This window comes from Mesorhizobium escarrei, from assembly GCF_935825525.1.
Lineage (GTDB): Bacteria > Pseudomonadota > Alphaproteobacteria > Rhizobiales > Rhizobiaceae > Mesorhizobium > Mesorhizobium escarrei.
Genome location: NZ_CAKXZT010000136.1, coordinates 35,322 through 58,801, shown reverse-complemented (window position 1 = coordinate 58,801; position 23,480 = coordinate 35,322). Strand labels below are relative to the sequence as shown.

Genomic DNA, 23,480 nt, shown 5'->3' with positions numbered 1-23,480 from the left:
TCCTATTGCAGCCAGGCTGAGGGGCCGGCGCCGGCCTCGTCGAGCGTGCGGCCGGTGCGGAAACGATCGAGCCCGTAGGCTGCGATCAAGGGGTGCGGCTTGCCGGTGGCGATCGTGTGGGCGAAGCACCAGCCGGAAGCCGGCGTCGCCTTGAAGCCGCCATAGCACCAGCCGCCGTTGAGAAGGAGGCCCTCGATCGGTGTCAGGCAGATGATCGGGCTGGCATCGGGCGTCATGTCCATGACGCCGCCCCAATGGCGCAGCAGGCGGACGCGGGAAATACACGGCATCAGCGCAATCGCCGCCTCCGCCACTTCGCGCACGACGCCGAGATTGCCGCGCTGGGCGTAGGAATTGTAGCCGTCGAGATTGCCGCCGAAGACCAGCCCGCCCTTGTCCGACTGGCTGACGTAGAAATGGTCAGCACCGTAGGCGACGACGTGATCTACCAACGGCTTCAGCGGTTCGGTGACGAAGGCCTGCAGGACGTGGCTTTCGATCGGCAGTTCAAGGCCGGCCTTGGCGCCGAGCACGGATGTATGACCGGCAACAGCGAGGCCGACCTTGCCGGCGCCGATCCGGCCTTTTGTCGTTTCGACGCCGACGATACTGTCGCCGTCGCGGAGGAAGCCTGTCACCTCGCAGTTCTGGATAATGTCGACGCCATGGCCGTCGGCGGCGCGCGCATAGCCCCAGGCGACGGCGTCGTGGCGCGCCGTGCCCGCCCGGCCCTGGAAGATGGCGCCATGGATCGGAAAGCGGGCCGTGTCGGAAAAATCGAGATAGGGCACCAGTTGGCGCACCTCGTCGCGGTCGAGGATATCGGCATCGATGCCGTTCAGCCGCATGATGTTGGCGCGGTGGCTGAAGCCGTCGAGCTGATCGGCCGAATGCGCGGTGACGAGCTGGCCGCGCTGCGAGAACATGACGTTGAAATTCAGCGCCCGCGACATGTTCTCCCAGAGTTTCATCGAGAATTCGTAGAACTGGGTGTTGCCGTCGAGCAGGTAGTTGGAGCGGATGACGGTGGTGTTGCGGCCGACATTGCCGCCGCCGATATAGCCTTTTTCGAGCACCGCGACATTGCGGATGCCGTGGTTCTCGGCGAGGTAGAACGCGGTAGCGAGGCCGTGTCCACCGCCGCCGATGACGATCACGTCGTAGGACGGTTTTGGCTCCGCTGCCCGCCAGGCGCGCTGCCAGTTCTTCTGGCCAGACAGCGCGTTGCGGAAAATCGAAAATGCCGAGTAGCGCGACATGCGTGCGGGCCTATCGAACGATCGGGCCGGCCGGCGTACGGGTAAGCACTTCGGCGCCCGCGTCGGTCAGAAGCACGGTGTTGGAGACGAAGTCGTCGCCGCGGCCGGTGCCCATCAGCCACGACAGGATGTGGAAGCTCATCCCGGTCTCGATCTCGAGGTCGGAATCGTGCCTCAAGCCGGTCACCGAATTGCCGCCGGTCCATGATGGCGGCTGTCCGGCGCCGACCAGGTAGCCGCAGTGATGGCGGCGATAGTGGGAAAAACCGGCCTCGTCGGCGACGGCTTGCCAGGCGGCGTAGACGTCGCGCGCTCTGGCACCGGGCCTGAGTGCCTCGACGACGGCATCGAACGCCCTGGCGGTCACCTCCGCCATCGCGGCGTCTTCGTCGCTGATATAGCCGATGCGGACGAGCCGGCCGAGCGGCGCGTGATAACGCGAGATGCAGCCGGACAGTTCGACGAAGACCGGCTCGCCCTTGCGGTAGATCCCGTCGCCCCAGGTCGTGTGCTCCTCGCCCAGGCGCTTGGCCGGGCGGATGAAAGGTCCGAAGCCCGGAGCATGACCGCCGGCGCGGATCATCGCCGCAACGCATTGGGCCGCAACCTCCTGTTCGGACGCGCCGTCCGAGATCGCGGCGATCGCGGCGCCGGCGGCGGCGTCGGTCACTTGTGCCGCCTGACGCATCAGTGCCTGTTCCTCGGCGCTCTTCACCCGCCGCATCCTGTCGACCAGCCCGGAAACATCGCTCCATCTCGCATCGGCCTGCGTCTGCAGTGCGACGGCAAGCCCATGGCTGAGGCCGGCCGTCCAGTATTCGAGGCCGATCCGCTTGCCGGACAGGCTGAGTTCCGCAAGCACCCGCGCGGCGAGGTCGGCCGCCGTTTCGCTGTCGGAATGGCCGCGGAATTCCGCTGCCGTCACCTGTTTCTCGATCGTCACCTTTTCCATCGAGCGGGTGACCAGAACAGGTTTCCCTTCAAGCGGGACGATCAGCAGGTGAGGGGCAAAATATCCCCAGTGATCGAGCCCGGTGAAGTAAAAGACGTTCTCCGGCGAAGCAAAGACCGCCGCGTCGAGCTCGCGCTCGGCCAGCGCCGTGCGAACCCTGATAAGGCGGCCGGCGGTTTCGGCTTCGGAAAACGGATTACGGTCCATCAGGCGTCCTCGTGCTGGTTACCGGTTTCGTTGCCGGCATGGTTCTTTCGTCAGTGACCGGCTTCCCGTCCGTCATTTCTCAGTCGATGACGATGAGTTCGCGCGCCACGTCGCAGAGGCGTTCGCCGCCGTGATCCGTGACGACGAAGGATTCCGATATGGCGATGCCGAAATCGTCGAGCCAAACGCCGGCCATGAAATGGAAGCACATCCCGGACTGCATCTCGGTGGTGTCGCCGGGACGAAGGCTTGCGGTGCGTTCGCCCCAATCGGGCGGGTAGGCGAGCCCGACCGGATAGCCGACGCGGCTCTCCTTCTTCAGCCCGTTCTTCCTCAATACTGCCTGCCAGGCGGCTTCCACCTCTTCGGCGGTGTAGCCGGGGCGCGCCTTCTCAAGGCCGGCGTCGACGCCTTCGACGATCGCCTTGGCCATGTCGACGATGGCTTGCGGCGGCTTGCCGAAATGTACGGTCCGCGTCAGCGCCGCATGATAGCGCCGCCGCACCCCGGCGATCTCCAGAATGGCGAGGCCGCTGTCCGGCAGCGGCGCGTCTGACCAGGTCAGATGCGGCGTGCTGGTGCCCTCGCCGACAGGCATCAGCGGACAGATCGCGGCATAGTCGCCGCCCGCTCCAGGCACGCCCATGATCTGTGCGTGATAGATTTCCGCAATGACATGGTTCTGCGGCACGCCGGGCCGCATTTTTTCTATGGCGCGTTTCATGGCGTGCGTGCAGATCGCACCGGCCTCGCGGATCAGCACCAGCTCGGCTTTGGATTTGATCAGCCGCGCCCAGTTGACGAGATCGTGGTTGTTGGCGAAGTGCGCGTCAGGCAGCCCGCTGACGAGATGGGCATGGCAGCGCGCGGTGTAATAATGCGCGTCCATTTCGACGCCGATGCGGGCGGTTCCCCAGCCACGCGACCGGATCAGCTGGGCGAGTTCGTCATAGGGGTGTTCGACGGGCTGCTGCACCAGCCGTTCCGAAAACGGCACGATGTTCTTCTCCGGCAGGCCGGTGGTCAGGCGTGCGCTCCTGGCATCCTGCGCCCTGCCGAACCAGATCGGCCGGTCTTCGTCCAGATGGACGAGCACGCATTGCGGAACATAGAACGACCATCCGTCATAGCCGGTCAGCCAGCACATATTGGCTGGATCCTGACAGATGATGAGGTCGAAGCCGGCCTTCTCCATGCGTGACTTCACGCCGGCCAGGCGCTGCGCATACTCCGCTTGCGTGAAAGTCCCGAAACCGCTCGCGCTCGCCACCGAAATCCCACCTACCGGTACGCTGGTTTTTCTTAAATTGTGCACAACTAAGGCAATATTTTTTGGTCTGCTATGGATTGTCACAGACTTTCTGTGGTTTTTATATCTTGGCTTGCACAATGTCTAGGGCAGTTGTATACGTCTTGGACGAGCAGGTGTCGACCTCGAAGAAGGCCGCGCCCTGGGAATCATCAGTCAGTTGTTCAATGGGAGAAAAGCATGTTCAAATCATCGATATCGCGCCGGATGGTCGTGAAAGCCGCCGCCTGCCTGGCGCTTGCCGCGACATCACTCACGGCGCTGCCCGCTTATGCGGAAACCACCCTCGAACGGGCCAAGAAGGACGGCTACATCCGCGTCGGCTTTGCCAACGAGGCGCCGTTTGGTTTCGCCACGCCTGACGGCAAGCTGACCGGCGAAGCGCCGGAGGTGGCCAAGGCGGTGCTCGCCAAGATGGGTATCTCGCAGGTTGACGGCGTGCTGACCGAATTCGGCTCGCTTATCCCAGGTCTCAAGGCCGGCCGCTTCGATATCATCGCCGCCGGCATGTTCATCAATCCGAAGCGCTGCGCCGAGATCAATTTCTCCGAGCCGTCCTACGGCATCGGTCAGGCCATGCTGGTGGCAAAGGGCAATCCGAAGGGCGTGAAGGACTTTTCCAGCTTCAAGGAAAACCCGGATCTCAAGCTCGCCGTTATGGCTGGCGCCGTCGAGGGCGGCTATGCCAAGGACGCTGGCGTCGCCGCAGGGCAGATCGTTGCCTTGCCCGACCAGTCCAGTCTGGTCGCCGCCGTCCAGTCGGGCCGCGCCGACGCTGCCGCACTAACCGCTCTTTCGATCGCCGACATGGCCAAGAAGGCCGACGGCGTCGAATCGACCAAGCCGTTCGGCGAGGTTGCCGGCAAGTCGGTGAAAGGCCATGGCGGCTTCGGCTTCCGCAAGGAAGACACCGATCTGCTGGAGGCGTTCAACGCCGAACTGAAGACGTTCCTCGGTTCGCCGGAGCACATCGCGCTGGTCGAGCCGCTCGGCTTCGGCAAGGACTACCTCCCAAACAAGACCACCGCGGAGCTTTGCGCGGGCAACTAGGTTCCCAACTGCTGGCGGCGCGAAAGCGCCGCCCCTTTTCCTGGGGGAATCCGCATGGGAATCCGGACGCTCGTTGCCATGCTGGCCGTCGCGCTTGTCGTGATCGGTGCCTTGGCAACACAGGAATCTTACAAAGTGTTTATGCCGGGGCTGCTGCAAGGCGCGGTCCTGACGATTGAGATCGCTATCCTCGGCAGCCTGCTGGCAATTGTCATGGGCGTGCTGGCGGCGCTGGCAAGGATGTATGGCCCGGCGCCGCTCAGATGGCTGGCCACGGTCTATGTCGAGATCTTCCGCGGCACGTCGGCGCTGGTGCAATTGTTTTGGCTGTTTTTCGTGCTGCCGCAATTCGGTGTCACGCTTGACGCATTTCTGGTTGCTGTCCTGGCGCTCGGCCTGAACGTTGGTGCTTACGGGTCGGAAGTCGTGCGCGGTGCGATCCAGTCCGTCGCCCGCGGACAGTGGGAGGCGTCTACCGCACTGAACATGAGCCGCCCCCAGATGTTGCGCCGGATCATCCTGCCGCAGGCTTTCGTCGCCATGATCCCGCCTTGGGGCAATCTGTTCATCGAGCTTTTGAAATCGACAGCGCTGGTCTCGCTGATCACGCTCTCGGACCTCGCCTTCAAGGCGCAGCAAATGAACCAGAACACGTTCAAGACCATTCCGATCTTCACCCTCGTCCTGCTGATGTACCTGGCAATGTCGCTGGTTGTGACCATCGGGATGCGGCTTCTCGAAAGGCGGGCATCGCTCGGACTGGCGCGGGGGAAGGCAGCATGATCTGGGACTGGGCATTTGCTTTTGAAATCCTGCCGGTGCTCGCCAGCGCCGCCATCGTTTCCATCGAGGCGACGCTGATCGGCTTTGCGCTTGCCGCCTCGCTTGGCCTGGTGCTGGCGGTCGTCCGCATCGCCGTGCCGTGGACCGGCTGGACGATTTCGGTGCTGGTCGAACTGATCCGGTCGACCCCACTGCTGATCCAGATATTCTTTCTCTATTTTGTTTTTCCGAAATTTGGCGTCGTGCTCGACGCCTTCACCGCCGGGGTGCTTGCCATCGGCATCCACTACGCAGCCTATTGTTCCGAAGTCTATCGCGCCGGCTTCGACAACATCCATCGCGGCCAGTGGGAAGCCTCGGTCGCGCTCAATCTGTCAGCCTGGACGACGTTTCGCGACATCATCATTCCGCAGGCGATCCCGCCGATCGTTCCGGCGCTCGGCAACTATCTGGTTGCCTTGTTCAAGGAGACGCCATTGCTTTCCGCAATCGCCGTGCTGGAACTGATGCAGACGGCCAAGATCATCGGATCCGAAACCTTCCGCTACACTGAGCCGATGACGCTGGTCGGCCTGTTCTTCCTTGCCATGAGCCTGGTTTCCGCTGCGCTCATTCGCTCCCTCGAAGGCTTGCTCAACCGGAGGACCATGCGATGACGGAACAACCGATGGTCCGCTTCGACAATGTTTCCAAACGCTACGGCGCGCTGACCGTTCTCGACGGGCTGAATCTGGAAATAGCACGCGGCGAGAAGGTCTCCATCATCGGGCCGTCCGGCTCCGGCAAGACCACGGTGCTGCGTATGCTGATGACGCTGGAGACGATCAATGACGGCGTCATCTGGGTCGAAGGCGAGCCGCTCACCCACATGGAGAGGAACGGCAAGCTTGTTCCCGCCGATCTCGCGCACATCCGCAAGATCCGCGCCAAGATCGGCATGGTATTCCAGTCGTTCAACCTGTTCCCGCACATGACGGCGATGCAGAACTGCATCGAGGCACCGATAACCGTGCTCGGCATGAAGCGGGCCGATGCCGAGGCGCGTGCGGCCGAACTGCTCGACATGGTCGGCTTGTCGGAGAAAAAGGACCACTATCCCTCGCAGCTTTCCGGCGGCCAGCAGCAGCGTGTCGCCATCGCCCGCGCTTGCGCCATGCGGCCCAAGATCATGCTGTTCGACGAGGTGACCTCGGCACTCGACCCCGAACTCGTCGGCGAAGTGCTTGAAGTCATCCGAAAACTCGGCAGGGAACATGACCTCACCATGCTGATGGTCACCCACCAGATGGGATTTGCCAAGGAATTCTCTGATCGCGTCTGCTTTTTCCATGCCGGCAAAATATGCGAGCAGGGGCCGCCAAGCGAGTTGTTCGGCGCCCCCAAGAACGAGCGGACGCGGCAGTTCCTGCACGCTGTCCTGGAGGCTGGATGACGCTTGAGACGGATGCCTCGCCGCTGGCCTCGACCGCTGCGCCGCCGCGTCCGCTTTCGGCGCGTGAGCGGTTCGAGCGTATCTACCGGATACTGCGCGACCGTATCTGCCTGCTCGACTACGCGCCGGGTAGCCATCTCTCCGAGGAAGAGCTTGCCCAGGAATTCCAGATCAGCCGCACGCCGGTTCGCCGTGTCCTGGCGCGCCTCGAATCCGAGGGTCTGGTTCAATCCGTCCATGGTGTCGGAACGATCGTCACCGACGTCGACATCGAGGAATTGCAGCAGGTCTATCATTTGCGCCTGGAACTGGCGCTCCTCGTCGGCAAGCTTTCGCCCATCCCGCGCACGGCGGACGACCTCGACCGGATAAGGGCACTCATCGCGCGCTGCGATTCCGATGTGCTCAATCCCGACCAGCGCGCTTTCCTGCGCCTCAACATGGATTTTTTCTACGAGCTCACGGCGATGACCGGCAACCAGCCGCTGCGCGAGATCAGCGAGCGCCTGTACTTTCAAGTCGCGCGCGTCGTCCTGAAGATGATGCCGCAGTTGGGCCTTGTCGAGGAGTTCACTGCGTTCCGCCGCGAAATGGAAGAGGTGCTTGCCGCCGCCGAGATCGGCGACTGGGAGTCCATCGGGCACATAAGGCGGGCTCATATCTCGATGAGTTTTCGCCGCATGATGCGTCATGCGGGCGAGGCCCACATGTCCGGCGGAACTCCGTAATTTACGCTCTGAATTCCCTCTACCGCCGGGCATGACTCGCCATGTCGGGGCTACGCCAGGTCGCGCCGGTTGCCGTTTGATCCGGCGAACGCCGGATCACGACCGGTGGACAGCGCTTCGTCGGCCGGCAACCAGCTTCAGCCAAGGCGCCAAATGGGAGGCGCTCATCAGCGAGTACATCATGACCATCCCGTTCAGCGGTGACGCATCTTGCGCCGCCGAGCAGATCATGTCGGCATCACCGGTAACGGCCGTCAGCAGCGCCATCATTGCGAAGGTTGGCGCGGCTGCCAGGGATAGCCAGTCGGCCGCGCCGCGGGCGGCGACGTTGTCGCTTGGGAAATCGGCAGATCCGCTGCCTGCCGGCGGCATCTTCTGCGTGTGGTTGGAGTGCAGTGTCATCGAACGTCAGCCCTGGCGGTACTCGTCGTGGCGGCGCCACCAGACGCCCGTCTCGTTACGCCCTCGGGGCGCGCGGTCGAGCCACTGATACATGCCCCAGAGGCCGTCCAGTCCGCGCGCATAGGTGGAATAGGCGTGGTAGACGACGCCGTCCTCGAGCACGAACGTGCTCATGCCTGGCCTCTCGCGCGTGTACGTGGCCATGTCTGTTCCGCTCATTGCAGCGAACGTCTCGGAGCCGTCGGCAGTCGTACGCGAGGGTATCTCGGCGAGAGGCGCCTCGCGGACATAGTTGTATTCGATGCCTTCGCGCTGCTGCTCCTCGGTGAACGAAACGTCGAAGTCGAAATTGAAGTCGCTGCCGTGTGAGGAGGCCCAGGGGAACGTCCATCCCATCCGCCCCTTGTACGCCTGCAGCTTCGCGAGCGGTGCCCGCGATACCGCCGAAAGCGTGACGTCGTGATTGGCCAGGTGGACGACGAAGCCGTCGAATCCATCCGCGATCGCTGAGCAGGCCGGACAGCCCGCCGTGTAATCGGGCCCGAACATGAAGTGGTAGACGAGGAGCTGCGAGCGTCCCCTGAAAAGGTCTGCCAGTGAAGCGCTGCCTTTGTCGGTCTCGAATCGGTAATCCTTATCGATCCGAACCCAAGGCAATTCCTGCCGCCGCCGCGCCACCTCGTCGCTTTGTCGCGTGAGCTCCTTCTCCGCCTTGAGCAGATCAAGCCGCGCTGCCAGCCACTCCTCACGTCTCCCGGTCCTGGGTGTCGGCATCGTTCTTCTCCTCTATGTTCTGTCCTCTATGTCCTGCCTCGTTGCACCTTCTTCCTACGGCGCGCTGGTTGTTGGTCCTGAGATAGATTAGGACCGGATTTCGAATGGTGAGAGTTACAAGTGTGACGGGATTCCGATGGACTCGCTGATCACCGCTGCGGCGCGCGCCCTTGCGACGGGTGATCCTCTCGGCGCTTTGAAGCGGGTCGCCCTGCGTGACGATGCGCCTGCGCTTGCGCTGCGCGGCATCGCGATGGCGCAGCTCGGCGATCTCGTTCGAGCAAAGGCTCTCCTCAAAAGTGCTGCGCGCGCCTTCGGTCCGAAAGAGGCAGTGGCACGCGCGAGGTGCGTCGTCGCCGAAGCCGAGATCGCGCTCGTCTCGCGCGACCTCGGCTGGCCGGCGAAGGCGCTCGACGCGGCGCGGTCGACGCTTGAAAAGCACGGCGACCACGTCAATGCCGCGCATGCGCGCAATCTCGAAGCTCGGCGCCTGCTCCTGATCGGACGCCTCGATGAGGCCGAGAGCAGGCTCGCGGGGTTCGACCCGACAACGCTCCCACCCGCGTCGAGGGCCGCCCACGAGCTGGTGACTGCGGGGATCGCGATACGCCGCCTCCGCACCAAGGCGGCGCGGGCTGCGCTCGCGCGGGCCGAGCACGCCGCCCGCCAGGCGGACATTCCAGCGCTGACGGTCGAGGTTGAAGATGCATCCCAGGTGATGAACACGCCCGCGGCGCGGCTGATCGCGCGTGGTGAGGAGCGCCCGCTCCTGCTCGAGGATGTCGAAGCGCTGCTGGCGTCGGGGGCGCTCGTCGTCGACGCCTGCCGCAATGTCGTGCGGGACGCCGGCATGATCGTCTCGCTGGCGACGCGCCCGGTCCTGTTCGCGCTTGCGCGCGCGCTGGGCGAAGCCTGGCCCGCGGACGTGCCGCGGAGCACGCTCGTCGCCCGCGCCTTCGGCGGCAAGCACGCCGATGAATCACATCGCGCCCGGTTGCGGGTCGAAGTCGGTCGGCTTCGGGTGGAGCTGCGGTCACTGGCAGATGTGAGCGCGACCAAGCGAGGCTTTGCGCTTAAGCCGCGCCGCCCACGCGATGTCGTGGTGCTGGCGCCGCCCGTGGACGAGCCGCATGCAGCGGTGCTCGCCTTCCTCGCCGATGGCGAGTCGTGGTCGAGCTCGGCGCTCGCAATTGCGCTCGGAGCCAGCTCGCGCACCGTGCAGCGATCGCTCGAGCAGCTTGCGGCAGCAGGCAAGGTGCAGTCGTACGGCCGCGGGCGAGCGCGCCGTTGGATGACCCCGCCCGTGCCGGGATTCCCGACAATCTTGTTACTCCCCGGCTCACTGTCGGGTTACTAATGTCGGGACAATTCAACAGATTTGAGCCTGGAGGAGAAGCATGAAACGATCTGCAGCCGAAGTCCTCCGCGAATATGGACCCTTTGCGGGTGTCGACCAGGTGGCTGGGGTTACGTTCGACGGTCAGCACGTCTGGTTTGCGTCAGGAGACAGACTGAACGCTTTGGATCCTGCGAGCGGGAAGGTGGTGCGCGCGATCGATGTCGCCGCGCACGCAGGAACGGCGTTCGACGGCCAGCACCTGTTCCAGATCGCCGAAGACCGCATCCAGAAGATCGATCCCAACACTGGCCGCGTGCTCGCCACGATTCCAGCGCCAGGTGGCGGCGGCGACTCCGGGCTCGCCTGGGCCGAAGGCTCACTTTGGGTGGGTCAGAATCGCGGTCGCAAAATCCATCAGATCGACCCCCAGACAGGGGCAGTTCTTCGCACAATCGATTCCAACCGTATCGTCACAGGGGTCACCTGGATCGACGGCGAACTCTGGCACGGCACCTGGGAAGGCGACGAGAGCGACGTCAGGCGGATAGATCCTGAAACCGGAAAGGTTCTGGAGAAGCTTGATATGCCGCCTGGAACAGGCGTGTCGGGGCTCGAGTCCGATGGTGGCGACCAATTTTTTTGCGGCGGTGGAAACAGCGGCAAGGTGAGAGCCATCCGCCGACCCAGGCGAGGCTCCACGAGCAAATAACCGAAGCGGCCCTCGCGGGCACGCTTTCCCCTTTGACGAACCGTCCGCCGGGAGCGGCAATCAATGCGGCGGACCGGATCGCTGGAGCCCTAACCGCTTCGGCTTGTCGCGGCGCTCGACGATGTAGATATGGTCAGCCACCAGGACCACATCGCCATTTTGGTTTATCACCTCGCAGCGCTCGATGATGCGACCCGACTCCGGCCGCTTCGGGTCGTCTTCCTTGGCCGAGATGGTGGTGCGGGTCTTGATCGTATCGCCGATGAACACCGGCTTGATGAAGCGCAACCTGTCATAGCCATAGGAGAAGGCGACCGGGTTTATGACGCTTGCCGTCAGTCCGACGCCGACCGAAAACACCAGCGTGCCATGCGCGATGCGCTGGCCGAACGGCGTCGTCTTCATGAACTCGGCGTCCATGTGGTGGGGAAAGAAATCGCCGGTATGGCCGGCATGAACGACGAAGTCGGTCTCGGTGATGGTGCGTCCGCTGGTCATGCGCGACGAGCCGATCTGGTAATCCTCGAAATAGATCGTCTGCTCCATATCAGGGCCTCGCCGCGATCGGTGTTGCCGGCGCCGCGCTCGATTGGTAGGCGGCCTCGACCAGTGCCATGGTGTTCCAGGCGTCCTCGACGGAACTGACAAGTTCGGCGTCGTCGCCTGATGCATAGCGCTGGACATTGGCCATGCGGCCGACAAAGGCGTCCGGAAACCACTCGCCGACGAGCGGCACCGTAATCCAGTCGGAGCCGCCCTTCGGATAGATTTCAAGAATATCAGGCTCGCCGCGCGGATAGTCGAGATTGAGTCCGAGCTTGAGATAGGCGGCGCCCTCGGTTCCGCAGATGCGGAACTCGCAGGCCTGGTGTTTTCGGCCAAATTTATGATCGTGATTGATCGACAGCGCACAGCGAACTGTATCGCCATAGTCGAGGATCGCGCTGGTGCGCGTTTGCGGAACCTTGTGGCCGGGATGACCGAGCGTCTTGGCGTGAACGCCTCTGGGATCGCCGAGCAATTGCCGGATCAGGTCGAGATAGTGGATTGAATGCATGGCGATCTCGACGCGCGGCGCCTTCAACAGGAACTCCCACAGCTGCCAAGGCGTGGCAAGCGCCAGCCAGGCGTCGAAATCGACCACCTCGCCCAGCCAGCCCCTGGCGATCGCATCCTTCAGCGCCAGCATCATCGGCGCAAAGCGGAGTTGGAAATTCACCGCCGCTTTCAGGTTTTTAGAGCGGCAGATTTCGAGGATCTCGGTCGCCTCGGTGAGATCGCTGCCCATCGGCTTCTGGATCAGCGCCACCGCACCGTCGGGCAACGCCCTGAGCACGCCGGCATGATGAGCCGGCGGCGTCGCCAGGTCGAAGACGACGTCCCTGGTCGCAGCGGCCTCCTCGACCGACCGGTAAGCGGCGACGCCCCATTTGGCCGCGAGTTTTTCCGCCTTGGCGTGGTCGGGATCGAAAAGCCCGGCGACCGGAAAGCCGGCTTTCGCATAGGCCGGGAAATGGGCGTCGCCGACGATCGAGCCGGCACCGAAAATCACGATCGGCGTCGGCTTCGACGGCTGCGCCCAGGACTGGGCGAGCGCGGCTGGGTCGAAAACGCCATCAGTCATGATGGAAGACTTCGTCCATCGATGCCCACCACTCGCCCTCCTTGCGGGTCGGTAGCGGCTCCTGGCAAGGCATGCACAGCGCCCACCATTCCTGCGTCCTGGGATCGGCGGCCATCTTGGCCATGTCGGCGACATAGTCGGTGCCGTGATATTCGAAATAACTGAACAGCAGGTGCTCCGGCTCCTTGAGGTAGATCGAATAATTCTTGATGTTGCAGGCGGAAATCATGGCCAGCACGTCAGGCCAGACGGCAGCGTGAAGCCGCACATATTCAGTGACCTTTTCCGGCTTGAGGCCGAGCACCATTCCCATCCGCTGCATGTCCGGCTCCCTATTTTTTTATATCGGTCGTGAATTCCGCGATGCTCTTCGCCTTGACGGCGTCCCAGTCCCAGTCGATGCCGATGCCGGGCTCGTCCGGCGCCAATGCGTGCCCGTTCTCGATGCGCATTTTCTTGGCGGTCAACTCGTCAAGCTGGGGAATATACTCGACATATCTGCCGTTCTGAACCGCGCAGGTCAGGCTGACATGCAGTTCCATCAGGAAATGTGGGCAGACCGGGATGTCGAACGCCTCGGCCGCATGCGCCACCTTGAGCCAGGGCGTGATGCCGCCGATGCGGCCGACATCGACCTGCACGATCGAGCAGCCGCCTTTTTGCATATACTCGCGGAAATGCCGGATCGAGTAGAGCGACTCGCCAATGGCGATCGGCGTCGACGTCGCATTCGACAGCCGCACATGGCCGTCTATGTCGTCGGCCGGCAGCGGTTCCTCGATCCAGGCGAGGTCGAGATCGCGCAGCCGCTCCGCCCGGCGGATCGCCTCGTCGACGGAAAAGCGCTGGTTGCAGTCGGTCATGATCTCGTAGGATGAGCCGACCGCCTGGCGCACCGCGGTCAGCCGGGCGAGATCCTCGGAGCCGTGCGGCTTGCCGATCTTGACCTTCGAGCCGCGAAAACCCTTGGCCTTGGCGGCAAGCGCGTCCTCGACCAGCGCCTCGGTCTCGATGTGCAGCCAGCCGCCTTCGGTCGTGTAGAGCGGACAGCGGTCCTTGGCGCCGCCGGCCAGCTTCCACAGCGGCAGGTTTTGCTTCTTCGCCCGGAGATCCCACAGCGCCGTATCGATGGCCGCGAGCGCGATTGCCGTGATCGCGCCGATCGTCGTGGCGTGGGTGGCAAATTCGAGCTCGTGCCAGATCGCCTCAATCGTGTCGGCGTCACGGCCGATCAGCCGCGGTGCAAGGTGATCGGCCAAGAGCCGCATCACCGAGGAGCCGCCGGTGCCGATCGTGTAGCTGTAGCCGGTGCCGACTGCGCCGTCGGCGTCGGTGATGGTGACGATCGGCGTTTCCTGGCTGACAAAACTCTGGATCGCGTCGGTGCGCTTGACCTTCGGCACCAGGTCGACCATGCGCAGTTCGATTTTTTCGATCTTTGCCATGACGTTAACCTCGCAATGTCTTGCCGGTATCGGCAGAAAACAGATGGGCCTGCGACAGGTCTAGACTCATCTTCACCCGGTCGCCTGGCTTTAGCGGCTTCGGGTTCAGCATGCGCGATACCCAGTCGCTGCCGTTGAATTCGGCGAACACCAGCGTCTCGTTGCCGAGCGGCTCGGTGACGGTCACCGGCAATTCCAGCTGATGGACGTCAACGTCCTCGCCGGAGCTGATGCCGTGTCCCGTCGGATAAATGTCGTCGGGCCTGAGGCCAAACACGACCTTGTCGCCGGTTTCGACATTGGCCTTGAACTGGCTGGGTAGAGGCAATCTCTCGCCGCTGGCGAACAGCAATTGTCCGTCGTCGACGGCTGCCTCGTGCAGGTTCATCGGTGGCGAGCCGATAAAGCCGGCAACGAAGCGCGTCTGCGGCCGGCGGAAGACCTCGTCGGGCGTGCCGACCTGCTCGATGAAACCGTCGCGCATGATGACGATGCGGTCGGCGAGCGTCATCGCCTCGACCTGGTCATGGGTGACATAGATCACCGTCGATTTTACCTTGGCGTGCAGCTTCTTGATCTCGGTGCGCATCTGCGTTCTCAGCTTGGCGTCGAGATTGGAAAGCGGCTCGTCGAACAGGAAGACGTCGGGATCGCGCACGATGGCACGGCCCATGGCGACGCGCTGACGCTGTCCACCGGACAGTTGTGACGGCCGGCGGTCGAGCAACTGGTCGAGGCCGAGAATGCCCGATGCCTCGGCGACGCGGCGATCCATCTCCTCTTTCGCGGCCCCAGCGATCTTCAGCGAGAAGCCGAGGTTTTCGCGCACGGTCATATGCGGGTAGAGCGCATAGGACTGGAACACCATAGAGATGTTGCGCGAGCGCGGCGGCAGGTCGTTGACCATGCGGCCGCCGATCTCGATGACTCCGTCGCTGATGTCCTCGAGGCCGGCGATCATGCGCAGGGTTGTCGACTTGCCGCAGCCGGACGGCCCGACCAGCGCAATGAACTCGCGGTCGGCGACCTCGAGGTCGATGCCGTGCACGACCGCCACTGGGCCATAGCTTTTGGTGAGTTTCTTGAGGGATACGGTTGCCATGTCAGCCTTTCACCGCGCCGGAGGTGAGGCCGCCGACGAGGTGTTTCTGGACGATGAAGGTAAGCGTGAGCGCCGGGATTATCATGACCACCGCCAGCGCGCACATGCCGCGCCAGTCGATGGTGAACTCGGCCGTATAATCGAGCAGCCCCACCGGCAGCGTCTTGGAGTTAATCGAGCGCGTCAGCTGGGAGGCCAGCGCAAACTCGTTCCACGACGTGAGGAAGGCAAAGATGCCGGCCGAAGCGATACCAGGCCCTGCAAGCGGAAACTCGACCTGCCAGAAGGCCTGCCAGCGCGTGCAGCCGTCGATCTGCGCGGCCTCGGCGAGGTCTTTCGGCACCTGCCGGAAAAAGCCGTCGATCAGCCAGATGGTGAAGGGCACGTTGAGCGCGACATAGACGAGGATCAGCCCAAAATGCGTGTCGATGATGCCGAGCCGCGCAAAGACGAAGAACAGCGGCAGCGACAGCGCAATGCCGGGCACCGTGCGCGTCAGCATCAGGCCGAGGAACATCGCCGACTTGGCACGGAAGCGGTAGCGGGCAAAGGCATAGCCGCCGGCCATGCCGATGGCGATGGCGATCACCGTCGAGGTTACCGAGATGATCAGCGAATTGCGGAAATAATCGAGCACCGGGATGCCGCCCTTGCCGACGCCGCTGAACATGGCGACGTAGGCGTCCAGCGAGAGATGCTGCGGGATCCACACCGGCGGCTTGGCCATGATCTCGACGGTCGGCCGCAGCGACGACAGCACGATCCAGATGCCGGGCAGACAGATGACCAGCATGGCCAGGAACAGCCCAACGCCGTGAGCGATGCCGAGCGCCTTGTTGCGGACGCGATGCAGGCTGTTCTGGTCCATCCTCACCACTCTGCCGCGATCTGCGTGCGCGCCGCGGCGAGCTTGCGGTAGAAATAAACGGTGAACAGGATCGACAGCAGGATCGAGAAATAGGCCATGGCGTTGGCCAGGCCCATTCTGGCATCGCTGTAGGCGGTGCGGGCGACCAGCGTCCAGACGAGTTCGGTGCGGCCGGCCGGGCCGCCGTCGGTCATGATCTTGACGATGTCATAGGCGCGCGCGACGTCGAGCGAGCGGATGGTCATGGCGATGAAGGCAAACGGCATGATGAACGGCCAGGTGACATAGCGGAATGTCTGCCACGGCGTGCAGCCGTCGACGCGGGCCGCCTCGACCGGTTCGCGCGGCATCGCCAGCAACCCGGCAAGGATCAGGATCGCGAACACGGAAGTCGACGACCAGATCTCGGCGGTGAGGATGGCGATGAAGGCGAGATTGCCGTCGATCAGCCACGGAATGGCGCGGTCGGTCAGGCCGAGCGCCTGCAAAGCGTTGTTCACCAGGCCGATATTGTCGTTGAACATGAATTTGAATTGGAAGCCGACGAGGATCGGCGAAAACATCATCGGGAACATCATGATGGTGCGCAGGACCCGCTGTCCGCGCGAGGCCTTCTCCACCAGCAGCGCCAGCCCGAGCCCGATCAGCATTTCCAGATTGAGCGCGACCGTCAGCAGCACCACGGTGCGGGCGAAGGCAATCCAGAAATCCCTGTTGGTCAGGATGTTGACGTAGTTGCGCGCGCCAATGAAGACCCAGAGTGTCTCGGGTTTGGTCAGCCGGAACGGCGTGAAGCTGGAGTAGAGCGAAAGCAGCAGCGGCAAGACCACCACCGCCGCCAGTACGATGACCGCCGGCAGCAGGAGCAGCAATGGCGGCGAGGGTCTCCAGCCTTTCATGTCGATCCGGTTCTGGTTGGTGCCCTGATGCTGGATGCCGCGATCGGCGAACGGTGATCAGACAAAGCGTATTGCGCATGGTTCAAAAAAATCGGGGGCGCCGCTCTTCGATAAGCGCAGTGCCCCCGCGGAAGATGTCAAAGCTTGCCGGCGTCTTCGAGGATCTGGGTGGCCTTGGCGGCAGCGTCGTCCAGCGCCTGCTTGGAGGTCTTGTCGCCGAGGATGGCCGCCTGCAACTCGGGATAGACGGCGTTGGAGATTTCGATCCATTCAGCTGTCTGCGGGACGGCGAAAGCGTGCTTTGCCTGTTCCTGGAAAGCCTCCAGCACTTCCGTCTTGTAAGGATCGCCGGCCGCTTGCTGGATGTCCCAGTCCCACACCGCGGTGCGGGTCGGCAGCGGTCCGCTTGCAGCTTCGAGCTTCTGGCTGTCCTCGTTGGTCAGGAACCAGACCAGCGACGCCGCAGGTTCCTTGCTGGCGCAGTTTTCGGTGACCGAAAATCCATGATGCCCCGACCAGCCCGTGCGAATGCCGGCCGAGCCCTTCGGCGCCACCTTCACCCCGACATTGCCGGCGACTTTCGAGGACTTCGGATCATTGAAAAACCCTGCCCAGCCCGGCCAGTCGAGGTTGATGGCGACGGTGCCCGAGGCAAAGCCCTGGCCGAGATCGTCCCAGAGATAGTTGGTGGTGCCGGCCGGCACCGCTTTGGCCTTGTAGAGATTGACGAACCAGTCGAGCGCCTGCACGCCGGCCTCCGAGTTGAAGGCGGGCTTGCCGTCCTTGTCGAGATACTCGCCGCCCTCGGCGATGAGCATCTCGTAGAAGCGGCCGTTGATCGCCTCTTCCTTGCCGGCGAACTGGGTGCCGTAAAAGTCCGGCGGGCTGGCGAAGAATTCGGCCTGCTGGGCAACTTCGTCCCAGGTGTCGGGCGGCACCAGTTCCTTGCCGTGTTTGGCCTCGTAAGCGGCCTTCTTGGCTTCGTCCTGGTAGAGGCTCTTCTGGTAATAGAGCGCCGAGACGTCGAACTGCGCACGCGGCAGCATCACCAGCTTTCCGTCGAGCGTCGAGGCCTTGATCGTCGACGGCACGAAGGCGCCGATCTCCTCCTTGGGCAGCAGCGCGTTGAGATCGGTGTAGATGTCAGGATATTGCGGCGCGAAGGACGAATGGTTCGAGCCGACGCACCAGTTGATGCTGCCGGACGCGATGTCCGACTTGATTTCCTTGTCAAGCTCGAAGTGGTTCTTCTTCGAGATCACGTTGACCTTGGCACCAGTCAGCTTTTCCCATTCACCGATGCGCGCGTAGAGCCCTTCATATTGCTGGCCGCCGATCAGCTTGGCGTCGATGGTGACGCCGTCGAATTTGCCGGGCAGGTCGGCAGCAAAGGTAGCGCTTGGGCCAAGTGCAAGCAGCGCCACGCCGGCCGTCAGGCCGCAAAACAGTTTCGTCATTTGGTATCCTCCCAAAGAGCCTGCGTCGATTCGTTCCGAGGTTTGATCGGCAGCTTCATTCATATACAAACAAAACATTTATAGGATCGTCAAGCCGAAAGTTCTTTCGGGCAATGCCGATATGCGTATATGACAAGAGAAATTCACTGGAGAAGCGCAATGGCAGAGGACGAGGACGATGACCGCTATCGTGCCCCTGCACTGGACAAGGGTCTCGACATTCTCGAACTGCTGGCTGGCGTCGATGGCGGCCTGACGCAGGCGGAAATCGCCAAGAAGCTCGACCGCAGCCCCAACGAGTTCTACCGCATGCTGGACCGACTGGTGCGGCGCGGCTATGTCACGCGGCCGGATGGCGACCGTTACTCGTTGACGCTCAAGCTGTTTGGCCTGGCGCAGCTGCACGCGCCCGTGCGCCGGCTGGTTTCCTACGCGACGCCGCTGATGCGCGAGCTTGCCGAAACCTCGCAGCAGGCAAACCAGCTTGTCGTCTTCGACCGCGGTTCCGCGGTCGTGATCGCGCAGCAGGAGGCGCCGGATTATTGGGGCATCTCGATACGCGTCGGCTCGCATATCAGCCTGTTCGACACCGGCTCCGGACATGTGCTGCTGGCGTTCCGCTCGCTGGAAGAGCGGCAGATGATGATCTCCGAACATCTGCGCAGCACCCACAAGCCGCCTCAATCGCCGGACTTCTTTGCCCGCCTCGAGCAAATCCGGCAACGCGGCTATGAAATGATGGCATCGATGCAGACTGCCGGTGTATTCAACCTGTCGGCACCTGTGCTTAGCTCGGACGGCAGGGCGATCGCCGCGCTGTCGATCCCCTACATAACTCTGATCAACGCACCCAAGGCGCCCGACATTACGAGGACGATAGAACTGTTGCTGGCAGCGACCGAAAAGCTGTCGCAGCTGGCCGGCTCGACCGCCAGGCAATAGATAAATTCTTATTTGAATGAAGAATTTCCCCGTGAGATGATCTTGAAGTCGCCAAGGAGGAGTGCGCCCCCATGATCTTCGATACCCATCTGCACCTGATCGACCAGTCGGCGCTGCGCTATCCCTGGCTCTCCGGCGTGCCGGCGCTCAACCGCGATTTCCCTTACGACGAATATGCAGTCCAGGCTCGCCGCACCGGCATAGAGGGCGCATTGCATATGGAAGTCGATGTCGATCCGGCTGACATCGAGGCCGAAACCAGCCATGTGAAAGCGCTGTCACATCAAAAGGACAGTTTGCTGCGCGGGGCGATCGCCTCCTGCCGTCCCGAAGAGCCGGGCTTTGCCGCCTATCTCGAGCGCCAGCGCGCCGATCCATTCGTCAAGGGTTTTCGCCGTGTGCTCCACGTCATGCCGGACGAAGTCTCGGAAGACGCGCTGTTTCGCGAAAACATCAAACGGCTTGCCGGCACGCAATTGACCTTCGATCTCGTCGTCCTGCCGCACCAAATCCCCAAGGCGATTGCCCTTGCCGACCTCGCGCCGGACGTGCAGTTCGTGCTCGACCATTGCGGCGTGCCCGACATCAAGGGCAGCAGTGAGCATCCCTGGCGCGAGCATATCGCGGAGATTGCGCGGCGCCCGAACGTCGTCGGCAAAATTTCCGGTGTGGTCGCCTATGCGGACGTTGGATCGTGGACTGTCGAAACGCTGCGTTCCTATGTCGAGCACACCATCCAATGCTTTGGCTGGGACCGGGTCGTGTGGGGCAGCGACTGGCCAGTCTGCACGCTTGGCGGCGGACTTGCGACCTGGATTGCGGCAACGCACGCGCTGCTTGCAGGGACCAGCATCGATGAACGGCAAAAGCTGCTCTCCGCCAATGCGAAGCGGCTTTGGCGTTTGTAAGCGGCTTCAGATCGTCGCCGACACGTGCCTCTCGCGGTCATAGAGCGACACAAGCAGCACGATCACCAGGCCAAGTGCAGCCTGCACGGTCGACGGCCGGAAGCCGAGGGCCGATCAGCAGCGTGGGTTGCCGCGGATCAGACCATGTTCTCCTCCATCTAAGCTGTTTCAGGATTCTCCACCGGCAGCGCCGGGTGCCGGGAAACTCTCCACAAACAGGCGATTGAGATCGGCAACGACGCGGCCGGCATCATGCTTTTCGGTCAGGCCGAGATTGATGCGATCGGACGCGGCCTGCTGGAATGTCATGTAGCCATCATGGCGCGGCCTGACGCAGGCGCCCTCGAGCGTGGCGCGGGTGTCGTTGTAGAAATTGCCGGCGGCTGCGTTGACGGCTGCATCGTCCCAGGCTGCCGCATGGCCGGGCTGGCCGCCGGCCGACGCATAGGGGCCGCGCTGTACCTCGCCGCTGGCGATCCAGTAGGCAAAGTCGATGGCCGCCTGCTTGGCCTTCGAAAAGGCCGACACGGCAATGCCGGTTCCGCCGAGCGCCGAACCGACCGGACCGGCATTGCTCGCAGCCGGAATGTCCGCGAAGGCAAGGCGGTTGCTCCGAAAGCCGGCGATGGCATAGGAGACATAGCCATAGATCAGCGGCGCGCAGGCGATCCGTGAGCCGGACCTGGCCATTTGCTCCAGGATGTCGATCGGATCCATGCCGAGGCAGGCCGGATCGATGAGAGCCGCGATCTCGCGCATCATCTCGAAAACACGGCTGCCCATGTCAGGGTCTACGTGGTCGTCAGGCTCTTCGGCGGCTGGTCGGCCGAAATTGCCGGCAAGCGTGTAGAACACCATCAGCGAATGCGGCGGCCTGAGCGGCAACATCACGCGATCTTGCCGCGCCAGGTCGAGCACGCCGGACCAGTTCGCCGGGGCGGCGGAAACCATGTCCGGCCGCCACGCCTGCACCTGGCTCGCCGTGTCGATCGGAAACGCCCACTGCCGGCCCTGCCAGTTGTAGCTCGGATAGGACCGGCCGACGCTGCCCGCCGCCAGCGCCGCGCGTTCCGCTTCGCGGCCCGCGACGTCGAGCGGCACCAAACAGTTCTCGGCGGTGATCTGGCCGACATGCGGATGATCGATGACGATCAGATCGTAGGCACGGGCCAGTTCTTCGACCGGAAAGGATTCGAAATCCTGCAGCGAGCGCTTGTCCCATTCAACAGTGACGCCGGTGCGCTGCTTCCACAGCGCCGAACAGGCGACCATCGGATCGTAGCCGCGCGGATGGCTCCAGGTCATGCCTTTGAGCATCACGTCGCTCACAATCCGAACTCCTTGCGGATCTTTGCGCTGTGCTCGCCGATCAGCGGCGCAGCCCGGTCGACCTTGGCGCGGACGCCATCGACCCTGAGCGGCGAGCGCGTGGTGAGGATCGAGACGTCATCCTCGCGCGTCACCGTCTGCAGCATGTCGAGCACCTGGAAGCCTTCGCTGGCCATCATTTCCGGCCAGGTCAGCACCTTGGCGCACCAGATGTCGGCTGGCTCGAGGATGGCAAGCCATTCGTCGACCGTCTTCGTCGCGATTTTTTGCGCGATGATCGCCTTGATCTCGTCGCGGGCGGTGAACCAGGTCGACGGCTGATCGCGAAAGGGCGCTAGCTCTTCGAGCGCCAGGAGGTCGGCCAGCTTCGGGATCGGCGACATAGCGATCGCCAGATAGCCGTCCTTGGCCGGATAGACGCCGTAAGGCGCCGACAGATAGGCATGGGCGCTGCGGAAGGCCGATCGCCGCGGCTGGCGGCGTCCGTCATTGAGATGCGTGGTCAGCACTTCGAATTGGAAGTCGACCAACGCTTCGAGCAGGCTGGTCTCGACATGGCTGCCCGTGCCGGTCACGCCGCGCCGCACCAGTGCGGCAAGGATGCCCTGCGCGGCGGCGGAGCCCGCCAGCATGTCGGCAATCGCCAGGCCGAAGGGCACCGGCCCCTGGTCCTCGTCGCCGTTCAGCCACATCACGCCGGAGCGGGCTTGCGCCAGCAGATCCTGCCCGGGCCGCTTGACCCAGGGGCCTTCCTCGCCATAGCCGCTGATCGAGGCATAGACCAGGCGCGGATTGATCTTGCGCACCGCCTCGTAGTCGAGGCCCAGGCGCTCGATGACGCCGGGGCGGAAATTCTGGATCAGCACGTCGGCCTTGGCCAGCAGGCCGCGCAGCGCCGCAAGGTCGGCCTCGTCCTTGAGGTCGATGGCAAAGCTTTCCTTGGCGCGATTGATGGCGTGAAAGATTGTAGAGTCGCCGCCGATCTCGGTGTCGCTGAGATAAAGCCGGCGCGACAGGTCACCGCCATCCGGGCGCTCGATCTTGATGACGCGGGCGCCGAGGTCGAGCAGTCGCAGCGAGCAGTAGGGCCCGGACAGGAACTGGCTCATGTCGACGACGACGAGCCCGGTCAGCGGCAATTCGGCAATGGCGGTCATTGCCTATTTCTCCGTGCCGGTGAAATCGGCCGGATTGCGGTACTTCACCGTCTGCAGGTGCTCGCAATAAAGCACAAGCTCTCCTTCACCCTTGAAGACTTCGTAGCTGGCGCGGATCAGCCCCATCTCCTTGTATTTCGGTTTCTTGTCGAGGTTGGAGCGGATCGAATAGATCGTGTCGCCGATGAACACCGGCTTGATGAAGCGCAACTTGTCATAGCCATAGGAAAACGCGTTGACGCAATTGGTGGCAACGAGGCCGAGCCCGGCCGAGAATACGAACGCGCCAGCGACCAGGCGCTTGCCGAAAATGCCTTCCGTTTCGGCGAACATCTGGTCCTGCACGTAAGGGTGGATATCGAGCACCAGCGCGTTGAAAAGGTGGCTGTCGCCCTCGGCCATAGTCCTGCGCAACGAGCGGATTTTCTGGCCGACCGGCCAGTCTTCATAGAACCAGTTCTCCGCGTTCCAGACGGGGAGATCGGCATGGTCCTTCGGCATGTTGGCGGGGTGCGTCGACGCCACGCCAACCGTCGGCGCGAAACAAGTCATGGCAGCATCCATTGGAAGCACGGATCATTCGTCCAGACGCGCCGCGGACCAGTGAACTGCATGATCGATCCTCCCGTCAATCTTCTTTTGTGAATAGTCTTTTCACATATGGGGTTGTGACGCAAGCTAGTCTCGGCGAAATCGTGCGTTGAAAAGCCATCGGTCTTCTTCCAGCAGCGAGCGGCCTGCACGATCCTGTGATTTCGGCTGAGCCATCAGCGTGGTAGCTTCCAGTCGTTTCCGCTGCGGAGTC

The 23,480-nt window shown here is 63.1% G+C and carries 25 protein-coding genes; 9 read left to right on the top strand and 16 right to left on the bottom strand.

Annotation, left to right across the window (positions count from 1 at the left end; all coding sequences use genetic code 11):
* Positions 1 to 2: 2 nt before the first annotated feature.
* The 3 genes from NMG80_RS20830 to NMG80_RS20820 form a co-directional block, all read right to left on the bottom strand.
* Positions 3 to 1,259, bottom strand: coding sequence for a sarcosine oxidase subunit beta family protein (locus NMG80_RS20830; RefSeq protein WP_254019843.1), 1,257 nt, complete (start codon positions 1,257 to 1,259; stop codon positions 3 to 5).
* Positions 1,260 to 1,269: 10 nt separating this feature from the next.
* On the bottom strand, positions 1,270 to 2,418 hold the full coding sequence (locus tag NMG80_RS20825; RefSeq protein WP_254019842.1) for a M24 family metallopeptidase: 1,149 nt from the start codon (positions 2,416 to 2,418) through the stop codon (positions 1,270 to 1,272).
* A gap of 79 nt (positions 2,419 to 2,497) precedes the next feature.
* Positions 2,498 to 3,688, bottom strand: a complete 1,191-nt coding sequence (locus NMG80_RS20820; RefSeq protein WP_254019841.1) for a M24 family metallopeptidase — start codon at positions 3,686 to 3,688, stop codon at positions 2,498 to 2,500.
* 219 nt (positions 3,689 to 3,907) lie between these two features.
* On the opposite strand from NMG80_RS20820, the gene ehuB reads away from it, so the two are divergent.
* Genes ehuB through NMG80_RS20795 form a run of 5 tightly spaced genes read left to right on the top strand, consistent with a single transcriptional unit; the run spans position 3,908 to position 7,720 of the window.
* A complete protein-coding gene (ehuB, locus tag NMG80_RS20815) occupies positions 3,908 to 4,777 on the top strand; it encodes an ectoine/hydroxyectoine ABC transporter substrate-binding protein EhuB (RefSeq protein WP_254019840.1) in 870 nt (289 codons plus the stop codon).
* A 54-nt stretch (positions 4,778 to 4,831) separates the two neighbouring features.
* Complete coding sequence (ehuC, locus tag NMG80_RS20810) at positions 4,832 to 5,560, top strand: ectoine/hydroxyectoine ABC transporter permease subunit EhuC (RefSeq protein WP_254019839.1); 729 nt, start codon at positions 4,832 to 4,834, stop codon at positions 5,558 to 5,560.
* Positions 5,557 to 6,216 carry an ectoine/hydroxyectoine ABC transporter permease subunit EhuD gene (gene ehuD, locus NMG80_RS20805; RefSeq protein WP_023800464.1) on the top strand — a complete coding sequence of 220 codons (660 nt, stop codon included), beginning with the start codon at positions 5,557 to 5,559 and terminating at the stop codon, positions 6,214 to 6,216. The genes ehuC and ehuD overlap by 4 nt, the downstream gene beginning before the upstream one ends.
* A complete protein-coding gene (gene ehuA, locus NMG80_RS20800) occupies positions 6,213 to 6,992 on the top strand; it encodes an ectoine/hydroxyectoine ABC transporter ATP-binding protein EhuA (RefSeq protein WP_095495146.1) in 780 nt (259 codons plus the stop codon). The genes ehuD and ehuA overlap by 4 nt, the downstream gene beginning before the upstream one ends.
* Positions 6,989 to 7,720, top strand: coding sequence for a GntR family transcriptional regulator (locus NMG80_RS20795; RefSeq protein ID WP_254019838.1), 732 nt, complete (start codon positions 6,989 to 6,991; stop codon positions 7,718 to 7,720). Before ehuA ends, NMG80_RS20795 begins: the two co-directional genes overlap by 4 nt.
* A gap of 96 nt (positions 7,721 to 7,816) precedes the next feature.
* Here the strand turns inward: NMG80_RS20795 and NMG80_RS20790 are convergent, their stop codons facing one another.
* Positions 7,817 to 8,122: a hypothetical protein gene (locus tag NMG80_RS20790; protein ID WP_436798645.1), complete on the bottom strand. Its 306-nt coding sequence runs from the start codon at positions 8,120 to 8,122 to the stop codon at positions 7,817 to 7,819.
* Positions 8,123 to 8,128: 6 nt separating this feature from the next.
* On the bottom strand, positions 8,129 to 8,896 hold the full coding sequence (locus NMG80_RS20785; RefSeq protein ID WP_254019837.1) for a DUF899 domain-containing protein: 768 nt from the start codon (positions 8,894 to 8,896) through the stop codon (positions 8,129 to 8,131).
* Between the two features lie 136 nt (positions 8,897 to 9,032).
* On the opposite strand from NMG80_RS20785, the gene NMG80_RS20780 reads away from it, so the two are divergent.
* Together NMG80_RS20780 and NMG80_RS20775 are read left to right on the top strand one after the other, a co-directional pair.
* Positions 9,033 to 10,253, top strand: coding sequence for a helix-turn-helix domain-containing protein (locus NMG80_RS20780; protein ID WP_254019836.1), 1,221 nt, complete (start codon positions 9,033 to 9,035; stop codon positions 10,251 to 10,253).
* A gap of 40 nt (positions 10,254 to 10,293) precedes the next feature.
* Positions 10,294 to 10,944 carry a Vgb family protein gene (locus NMG80_RS20775; RefSeq protein ID WP_254019835.1) on the top strand — a complete coding sequence of 217 codons (651 nt, stop codon included), beginning with the start codon at positions 10,294 to 10,296 and terminating at the stop codon, positions 10,942 to 10,944.
* 60 nt (positions 10,945 to 11,004) lie between these two features.
* On the opposite strand, the gene NMG80_RS20770 is transcribed toward NMG80_RS20775, so the two are convergent.
* From NMG80_RS20770 to NMG80_RS20735, 8 genes are all read right to left on the bottom strand, one after another.
* Positions 11,005 to 11,490, bottom strand: a complete 486-nt coding sequence (locus tag NMG80_RS20770; protein ID WP_254019834.1) for a MaoC/PaaZ C-terminal domain-containing protein — start codon at positions 11,488 to 11,490, stop codon at positions 11,005 to 11,007.
* Between the two features lies 1 nt (position 11,491).
* Complete coding sequence (locus NMG80_RS20765; protein ID WP_254019833.1) at positions 11,492 to 12,568, bottom strand: Gfo/Idh/MocA family protein; 1,077 nt, start codon at positions 12,566 to 12,568, stop codon at positions 11,492 to 11,494.
* Positions 12,561 to 12,890, bottom strand: a complete 330-nt coding sequence (locus NMG80_RS20760) for an L-rhamnose mutarotase (protein ID WP_254019832.1) — start codon at positions 12,888 to 12,890, stop codon at positions 12,561 to 12,563. Before NMG80_RS20760 ends, NMG80_RS20765 begins: the two co-directional genes overlap by 8 nt.
* A gap of 10 nt (positions 12,891 to 12,900) precedes the next feature.
* Complete coding sequence (locus NMG80_RS20755; protein WP_254019831.1) at positions 12,901 to 14,013, bottom strand: mandelate racemase/muconate lactonizing enzyme family protein; 1,113 nt, start codon at positions 14,011 to 14,013, stop codon at positions 12,901 to 12,903.
* A 4-nt stretch (positions 14,014 to 14,017) separates the two neighbouring features.
* Complete coding sequence (locus NMG80_RS20750; RefSeq protein ID WP_254019830.1) at positions 14,018 to 15,115, bottom strand: ABC transporter ATP-binding protein; 1,098 nt, start codon at positions 15,113 to 15,115, stop codon at positions 14,018 to 14,020.
* Between the two features lies 1 nt (position 15,116).
* Positions 15,117 to 15,983 carry a carbohydrate ABC transporter permease gene (locus tag NMG80_RS20745; RefSeq protein ID WP_254019829.1) on the bottom strand — a complete coding sequence of 289 codons (867 nt, stop codon included), beginning with the start codon at positions 15,981 to 15,983 and terminating at the stop codon, positions 15,117 to 15,119.
* A 2-nt stretch (positions 15,984 to 15,985) separates the two neighbouring features.
* Positions 15,986 to 16,882, bottom strand: a complete 897-nt coding sequence (locus NMG80_RS20740; protein ID WP_254019828.1) for a carbohydrate ABC transporter permease — start codon at positions 16,880 to 16,882, stop codon at positions 15,986 to 15,988.
* Positions 16,883 to 17,019: 137 nt separating this feature from the next.
* Positions 17,020 to 18,339: a type 2 periplasmic-binding domain-containing protein gene (locus tag NMG80_RS20735; RefSeq protein ID WP_254019827.1), complete on the bottom strand. Its 1,320-nt coding sequence runs from the start codon at positions 18,337 to 18,339 to the stop codon at positions 17,020 to 17,022.
* A gap of 159 nt (positions 18,340 to 18,498) precedes the next feature.
* Here NMG80_RS20735 and NMG80_RS20730 point away from each other — a divergent pair, with 159 nt between their 5' ends.
* Together NMG80_RS20730 and NMG80_RS20725 are read left to right on the top strand one after the other, a co-directional pair.
* A complete protein-coding gene (locus tag NMG80_RS20730; protein WP_254019826.1) occupies positions 18,499 to 19,281 on the top strand; it encodes an IclR family transcriptional regulator in 783 nt (260 codons plus the stop codon).
* 71 nt (positions 19,282 to 19,352) lie between these two features.
* On the top strand, positions 19,353 to 20,189 hold the full coding sequence (locus NMG80_RS20725) for an amidohydrolase family protein (RefSeq protein WP_254019825.1): 837 nt from the start codon (positions 19,353 to 19,355) through the stop codon (positions 20,187 to 20,189).
* 168 nt (positions 20,190 to 20,357) lie between these two features.
* Here the strand turns inward: NMG80_RS20725 and NMG80_RS20720 are convergent, their stop codons facing one another.
* From NMG80_RS20720 to NMG80_RS20710, 3 genes are read right to left on the bottom strand one after another with little or no spacing between them, the layout of a single operon-like run.
* The gene (locus tag NMG80_RS20720; protein ID WP_254019954.1) at positions 20,358 to 21,494 is read right to left on the bottom strand and encodes an extracellular solute-binding protein; all 1,137 of its coding nucleotides are present in this window, start codon (positions 21,492 to 21,494) and stop codon (positions 20,358 to 20,360) included.
* Between the two features lie 20 nt (positions 21,495 to 21,514).
* Positions 21,515 to 22,675 (bottom strand): CaiB/BaiF CoA transferase family protein, encoded by a 1,161-nt coding sequence (locus tag NMG80_RS20715; protein ID WP_254019824.1) that lies wholly within the window; start codon positions 22,673 to 22,675, stop codon positions 21,515 to 21,517.
* A gap of 3 nt (positions 22,676 to 22,678) precedes the next feature.
* Positions 22,679 to 23,227 (bottom strand): MaoC family dehydratase, encoded by a 549-nt coding sequence (locus tag NMG80_RS20710; RefSeq protein ID WP_254019823.1) that lies wholly within the window; start codon positions 23,225 to 23,227, stop codon positions 22,679 to 22,681.
* Positions 23,228 to 23,480: the final 253 nt, after the last annotated feature.

What these genes read in the sequence shown, in the direction of transcription:
- NMG80_RS20830 (WP_254019843.1), bottom strand. Translation starts at nt 1,259, where the DNA reads ATGTCGCGCTACTCGGCATTTTCGATTTTCCGCAACGCGCTGTCTGGC.
- NMG80_RS20825 (WP_254019842.1), bottom strand. Translation starts at nt 2,418, where the DNA reads ATGGACCGTAATCCGTTTTCCGAAGCCGAAACCGCCGGCCGCCTTATC.
- ehuB (WP_254019840.1), top strand. Translation starts at nt 3,908, where the DNA reads ATGTTCAAATCATCGATATCGCGCCGGATGGTCGTGAAAGCCGCCGCC.
- ehuC (WP_254019839.1), top strand. Translation starts at nt 4,832, where the DNA reads ATGGGAATCCGGACGCTCGTTGCCATGCTGGCCGTCGCGCTTGTCGTG.
- ehuD (WP_023800464.1), top strand. Translation starts at nt 5,557, where the DNA reads ATGATCTGGGACTGGGCATTTGCTTTTGAAATCCTGCCGGTGCTCGCC.
- ehuA (WP_095495146.1), top strand. Translation starts at nt 6,213, where the DNA reads ATGACGGAACAACCGATGGTCCGCTTCGACAATGTTTCCAAACGCTAC.
- NMG80_RS20795 (WP_254019838.1), top strand. Translation starts at nt 6,989, where the DNA reads ATGACGCTTGAGACGGATGCCTCGCCGCTGGCCTCGACCGCTGCGCCG.
- NMG80_RS20790 (WP_436798645.1), bottom strand. Translation starts at nt 8,122, where the DNA reads ATGACACTGCACTCCAACCACACGCAGAAGATGCCGCCGGCAGGCAGC.
- NMG80_RS20785 (WP_254019837.1), bottom strand. Translation starts at nt 8,896, where the DNA reads ATGCCGACACCCAGGACCGGGAGACGTGAGGAGTGGCTGGCAGCGCGG.
- NMG80_RS20780 (WP_254019836.1), top strand. Translation starts at nt 9,033, where the DNA reads ATGGACTCGCTGATCACCGCTGCGGCGCGCGCCCTTGCGACGGGTGAT.
- NMG80_RS20775 (WP_254019835.1), top strand. Translation starts at nt 10,294, where the DNA reads ATGAAACGATCTGCAGCCGAAGTCCTCCGCGAATATGGACCCTTTGCG.
- NMG80_RS20770 (WP_254019834.1), bottom strand. Translation starts at nt 11,490, where the DNA reads ATGGAGCAGACGATCTATTTCGAGGATTACCAGATCGGCTCGTCGCGC.
- NMG80_RS20765 (WP_254019833.1), bottom strand. Translation starts at nt 12,568, where the DNA reads ATGACTGATGGCGTTTTCGACCCAGCCGCGCTCGCCCAGTCCTGGGCG.
- NMG80_RS20760 (WP_254019832.1), bottom strand. Translation starts at nt 12,890, where the DNA reads ATGCAGCGGATGGGAATGGTGCTCGGCCTCAAGCCGGAAAAGGTCACT.
- NMG80_RS20755 (WP_254019831.1), bottom strand. Translation starts at nt 14,013, where the DNA reads ATGGCAAAGATCGAAAAAATCGAACTGCGCATGGTCGACCTGGTGCCG.
- NMG80_RS20750 (WP_254019830.1), bottom strand. Translation starts at nt 15,115, where the DNA reads ATGGCAACCGTATCCCTCAAGAAACTCACCAAAAGCTATGGCCCAGTG.
- NMG80_RS20745 (WP_254019829.1), bottom strand. Translation starts at nt 15,983, where the DNA reads ATGGACCAGAACAGCCTGCATCGCGTCCGCAACAAGGCGCTCGGCATC.
- NMG80_RS20740 (WP_254019828.1), bottom strand. Translation starts at nt 16,882, where the DNA reads ATGAAAGGCTGGAGACCCTCGCCGCCATTGCTGCTCCTGCTGCCGGCG.
- NMG80_RS20735 (WP_254019827.1), bottom strand. Translation starts at nt 18,339, where the DNA reads ATGACGAAACTGTTTTGCGGCCTGACGGCCGGCGTGGCGCTGCTTGCA.
- NMG80_RS20730 (WP_254019826.1), top strand. Translation starts at nt 18,499, where the DNA reads ATGGCAGAGGACGAGGACGATGACCGCTATCGTGCCCCTGCACTGGAC.
- NMG80_RS20725 (WP_254019825.1), top strand. Translation starts at nt 19,353, where the DNA reads ATGATCTTCGATACCCATCTGCACCTGATCGACCAGTCGGCGCTGCGC.
- NMG80_RS20720 (WP_254019954.1), bottom strand. Translation starts at nt 21,494, where the DNA reads ATGACCTGGAGCCATCCGCGCGGCTACGATCCGATGGTCGCCTGTTCG.
- NMG80_RS20715 (WP_254019824.1), bottom strand. Translation starts at nt 22,675, where the DNA reads ATGACCGCCATTGCCGAATTGCCGCTGACCGGGCTCGTCGTCGTCGAC.
- NMG80_RS20710 (WP_254019823.1), bottom strand. Translation starts at nt 23,227, where the DNA reads ATGACTTGTTTCGCGCCGACGGTTGGCGTGGCGTCGACGCACCCCGCC.